Below are 5,558 nucleotides of genomic sequence, written 5' to 3'. Positions count from 1 at the left end.
TCTCCGTGGCCGGCCGCGGGCGGCCCGCGTGGAGGGGTAGGAGGGGAAGGCGCCGATGGTGGGGCCCGTTCCGGGCGCTCCCGGAGCGGGTGGACCGCTCGCGGGAAAGGCCGGGGTGCCGGGCGGGGGCGCGGACCCGGCCTGGTGCGGGCGCGGGTGGACGGGACCGCTCCCGTGTGCGCTCACCTGATGGGGACCGGACTGTGGGGTCCCCTGCGGCGCGTGCGGGCCTGGCTGGTGCGGGCTCACCTGATGCGGACCCGACTCCCGCGGGCTCGGCTGGGGCGGGCTCACCTGATGCGGGCCGGACCGGTGCGGACCTCTCTGGTACGCGGGGGGCGGGTGCTGCGTGGGCATGCTCAGCCCGCCGGGTCCGACGAGCGGCGCGCCGAACGCCACGGCCGTCTCCGGCTGGTCGAGGCTGGAGGGAACGACCCCGAGCTTCTCGGAGATCAGGCTGCCCACGAGCGGCAGCCTGCTCGACCCGCCGACGAGATGGATGTCGGCCAGCTGAGCGGGGGTCACCCCCGCCGCGCGCACGGTACGTTCCAGCAGCTCCACGCTGCGCAACATCGCCGGACGCACGAGCGCCTCGAGCTCGGGGCGGGTGACGAGCACGTCGGAGAACGGCTCCGGCATCGGCACCTCGGTCCGCGGCAGCCGGGACAGCGCCTCCTTGGCCGCGCGGACGTCCTCGGACAGGGTCCGGCGCGTCCGGCGGTCCGCCGTGGACTCGGGGCGCAACAGGCGCTGCCAGCGCTGCGGGTCGCTGTGCGAGACCTCGCGGCCGACGTGCACGAGCAGCGCCTGGTCGACGTCGAGGCCGCCGAGGTCCGGCAGCCCGTCCTCGGCGAGCACGGTGAAGCCGTCGGTGGTGGCGCCGAGGACGGCGACGTCGAAGGTGCCCGCTCCGAGGTCGTACACCGCGAGGGTGCGGCCGGGTTCCAGCACCGTGCCGGGGAACGAGGCGAAGTGCGCCGCCGCGGCGACCGGTTCGGGCACCAGAAGCACGTGCTCGCCCATCCCGGCGGCCCGGGCGGCACTCAGCAGAACGGCGCGCCGTACCGGGCCCCACTGGGCCGGGTGGGTGAGCCGGACCTCGCCGGGCGGGACGCCTCCGAGCTGGCGCACCGCCTCGTCGTGCACGCGGCGCAGCACCGCGGCCAGCGCGTCGGTGACCGCGACGACGTCGGTGCCGAGCAGCAGGGTCTGCTCGTCGACGCGGCGCTTCGGGTTGGCTTCGAAACGGGTCGGGTCGAGCCGCGCGCGCCGCTCAGCCTCCCGCCCGACCACCAGGTGCCCGCCCTCCTCGGCGAACACGGCCGACGGCATCGTCGAGGACCCGTCGAGCTCGATCACCCGGGGTGCCCGTCCGGGCGTCGTGAGCACCGCGACGGTGTTGGATGTCCCGAGGTCGACGGACAGCATCCCCACCAGTTCTCCCTCGTCGTACTCCCGCAGGACCGCCGGTGATGCTTTCACGCCCACCCGATCGGGCGATACGCGCCCGCTGTGGGGCCAGGGCGGACCGCGTGGACACCGGGGTCACACCGTCAGTGGGGCCGCGGTGTCGGTGCCACACGCATGATGGGGGTGTGGGTAGTGCCGTACTCGACCTCTTCTCCCCCGCGACGCGCGACTGGTTCGCGGGGGCGTTCGCCGAACCCACGAGTGCCCAGGAGGGGGCGTGGCGTGCCGCGCACGCGGGCGAGCACGCCCTGGTCGTGGCTCCGACCGGGTCGGGCAAGACGCTGGCGGCGTTCTTGTGGGCGCTCGACCGGCTCGCGACCACGCCCCCGCCCTCGACGCCGAGGCGACGGTGCCGGGTGCTCTACGTCTCGCCGCTGAAGGCGCTCGCGGTGGACGTCCGGCGGAACCTGCGGGCGCCGCTCGCGGGCATCTCGCAGGCCGCGCGGCGGCGTGGCCTCGACGCACCCGACATCGCGGTGGGCACGCGCACCGGCGACACGACGGCGGCCGAGCGCAGGGCGTTCGCCCGGACCCCGCCCGATGTCCTCGTGACCACACCCGAGTCGCTGTTCCTGCTGCTGACCTCGTCGGCCCGCGAGTCGTTGCGCGGCGTGGAGACCGTGATCGTGGACGAGGTGCACGCCGTGGCCGGGGGGAAGCGCGGAGCCCACCTCGCGGTGTCGCTGGAACGGCTGGACGATCTGCTCGACGCGCCCGCGCAGCGGATCGGGTTGTCCGCCACGGTCCGGCCCGTGGAAGAGATCAGCTCGTTCCTCGCGGGCAGCAGGCCGGTGCGGGTGGTGCGGCCCGAGCACCCGAAGACGGTCGAGGTGCGGGTCGAGGTGCCCGTCGAGGACATGGGTGAGCTGGACGCCCCGCGCGGTGGGTCCGACGGGGAGCCCCCGCCGCTGCCGAGCGAGCACGCCCCACCGGGAGATCAGGACGGCGCCCCGGGGCGGAGCGATGCCACACCGGTGGCCGGAAACGGACCGGGACCGCCCGGGCGGCCCTCGATCTGGCCCGCGGTCGAGGAGCGCGTGCTTGAGCTGATCCGCGGGCACCGGTCGACCATCGTCTTCGCGAACTCGCGACGCCTGGCCGAGCGTCTCACGGCCAGGGTCAACGAACTGGCGGCCGAGCGGACGGAACCGGATGCGGGCGAGCGATTCCCGGCCGAGGCGATCGGGCAGTCCGGAATGGCCGTGGGCACCGGAACGGCCGTGGACGCCGGAACGGCCGTGGGCACCGACGGCGGCGACTCCACGGTGGCCAAGGCGCACCACGGGTCGATGTCGCGCGAGCAGCGCACCCGCGTGGAGGAGGAGCTCAAGACGGGTGTGCTGCCGTGCGTGGTGGCGACGTCGTCGCTGGAGCTGGGCATCGACATGGGCGCGGTGGACCTGGTGGTGCAGATCGAGGCACCCCCGACCGTCGCCTCGGGGTTGCAACGTGTGGGCCGCGCGGGTCACCACGTGGGGGCGGTCTCGACCGGGGTCATGTTCCCGAAGTTCCGGGGTGACCTGGTCTCGTGCGCCGTGGTGGCCGAGCGGATGGGCGAGGGCGCGATCGAGGCGGTGCGCTACCCGCGCAATCCGCTGGACGTGCTGGCCCAGCACCTCGTAGCCATGGTGGCGATCGAGCCGCGCACGGTGGAGGACATCGCGGCCACCGTGCGCAGGGCCGCGCCGTTCGCGTCGCTGCCGGACGACGCGCTGCTGGCGGTGCTGGACATGCTGGCGGGCCGGTACCCGAGCGAGGAGTTCGGCGAGCTGCGCGCCCGGATCACGTGGGACCGGGTGACCGGGGTGCTGCGCGGGCGGCCCGGTGCGCAGCGCCTGGCCGTCACCTCAGGGGGCACGATCCCCGATCGGGGCCTGTTCACCGTGACCACGCCCGGGGACGAGAGCGGCGCGGGCCGCCGCGTGGGCGAGCTGGACGAGGAGATGGTCTACGAGTCCCGGGTGGGCGACACCGTCCTGCTGGGCACGTCCGCGTGGCGGATCACCGACATCACCCACGACCGCGTGCTCGTGGTGCCCGCCCCGGGCGAACCCGCGCGCATGCCGTTCTGGAAGGGAGACGCTCCGGGACGTCCGCTGGAGCTCGGCCGCGCGCTCGGGGCGTTCCTGCGCACGGTCACCACCTCCGACCGCGAGACGGCGCTGGCCCGTGCGGCGCGCGCCGGGCTCGACGAGCGCGCCCGGGAGAACCTGCTGAGCTACCTCAGCGAGCAGCGGGAGGCCACGCGGCACGTGCCCAACGACCGTACGGTGCTGCTGGAGCGGTTCCGCGACGAGCTCGGTGACTGGCGGGTGGTGGTGCACTCGCCGTTCGGCGCGCAGGTGAACGCACCGTGGGCGCTGGCCGTGGCCGCGCGGTTGCGGGACAAGCGCGGGGTGGACGCGCAGGTGGCGCACTCCGACGACGGCATCGTGCTGCGCCTGCCGGACGCGCTCGACGTCGACGGGCGCGAGGTGGTGCTCGGCGCCGACGACGTACTGATCGACCCGGACGAGGTGGAGTCCGTGGTCACGGCCGAGGTGAGCGGCTCGGCGCTGTTCGCTGCGCGGTTCCGGGAGTGCGCGGCGCGCTCGTTGCTGCTGCCGCGCCGGGATCCGAGGCGGCGCAGTCCCCTCTGGCAGCAGCGCCAACGTGCCTCCCAGCTGTTGTCGGTGGCGGCGAAGTACGAGCGGTTCCCGGTCGTGCTCGAAGCGATGCGGGAGTGCTTGCAGGACGTCTACGACGTCGACGGCCTGCGGGAGCTGATGGCGGACGTGCGCTCGCGCACGGTGCGCGTGGTGGAAGTCGAGACGCCGTCGGCCTCGCCGTTCGCGCGGAGCCTGCTGTTCGGCTACGTCGGGATGTTCCTCTACGAGACCGACGCGCCGCTGGCCGAGCGGCGGGCGGCGGCGCTGTCGCTGGACTCGGCACTGCTGGCCGAGCTGCTGGGCACCGAGACCGTGCGGGAGCTGCTCGACGCCGACGTGGTCGCCGAGGTGGAGCGCGCCCTGCAACGCCTCGATCCCGAGCGGCACGCGCGCGGCCCGGAGGACACCGCCGACCTGCTGCGCTTCCTCGGCGATCTCACCGTCGCCGAGGCCGGCGAACGCGGGGTCCGGCCGGAGTGGCTCGACGAGCTGGTGCGCGCGCGCCGGGCGATCGTGGTCCGGGTGGCCGGGCAGGAACGGTACCTGGCGATCGAGGACGCGGGACGGGTGCGGGACGCGCTCGGCGTGGCGCTGCCTGTCGGGGTTCCCGAGGCGTTCACCGAGCCGGTGGACGACCCGCTCGCCGACCTGCTGACCCGCTTCGCCCGGTCCCGGGGCCCGTTCCCAGCCGCCTCGGCGGCCGAGCGGTTCGGGCTGGGGACCGCGGTGGTGGCCTCGGTGCTCGACCGGCTCAGCGGCGAGGGCAGGCTCGTGCGGGGCGAGCTGCGTCCCGAGGCCACCGGCGCGGGCACGGAATACTGCGACGCCGGGGTGCTGCGCAGGCTCAAACGCGCCTCGCTCGCCCGCTTGCGGGCCGAGGTGGAGCCGGTCGAACGATCCGCGCTGGGGCGGTTCCTGCCGTCGTGGCACGGCGTCGGCGCGCGCACCCGGTCGGAGCCCACCGCCGACGACGTGCTCGCCGTGGTGGAACAGCTCGCGGGCGCGCCGCTGCCCGCCAGCGCGGTGGAGTCGCTGATCCTGCCGAACCGGCTGCCCGGCTACCACCCCGCGCTTCTGGACGAGCTGACCACGGCGGGCGAGGTGACCTGGTGCGGCTGCGGCGCGCTCGCGGGCGGTGACGGCTGGCTGGCGCTGGCTCCCGCCGACGTGGCCGATTTGCTGCTTCCCGACGTCGAGGACACGTCCTCGCACGGCCCGCTGCACGAGGCGATCGTCTCGGCGTTGGAGGGCGGCGCGCTGTTCTTCCGCCAGCTCGCCGACCGGGTCGGCGCGGTGCTCGGCACCGCTCCGGCGGACAACGAGGTGGTCTCGGCGTTGTGGGACCTGGTGTGGGCGGCCAACGACCCGCCGAAACGGCGACGCTCTGCGCCGCAGGCACGGGGCCGACGGTGTGGAGCCCGACGCGGTGCTGCCCACGAT

2 protein-coding genes are annotated in these 5,558 nt (G+C 74.9%); one reads left to right on the top strand and one right to left on the bottom strand.

The genetic code is table 11. The features are described 5' to 3' along the window. On the bottom strand, window positions 1–1,434 hold a 1,434-nt coding region (locus tag SACSA_RS24560), incomplete at its 3' end, for an Hsp70 family protein (RefSeq protein ID WP_048876629.1). Window positions 1,435–1,595: 161 nt separating this feature from the next. Between SACSA_RS24560 and SACSA_RS0109005 the strand changes: the two genes are divergently transcribed. After that, a partial coding sequence (locus SACSA_RS0109005) for a DEAD/DEAH box helicase (protein ID WP_019815231.1) occupies window positions 1,596–5,558 on the top strand: 3,963 nt, incomplete at its 3' end.

The organism is Saccharomonospora saliphila YIM 90502, assembly GCF_000383795.1.
In the GTDB taxonomy this organism is placed as follows: domain Bacteria; phylum Actinomycetota; class Actinomycetes; order Mycobacteriales; family Pseudonocardiaceae; genus Saccharomonospora; species Saccharomonospora saliphila.
This window is presented reverse-complemented; position numbering and strand designations above follow the sequence as displayed.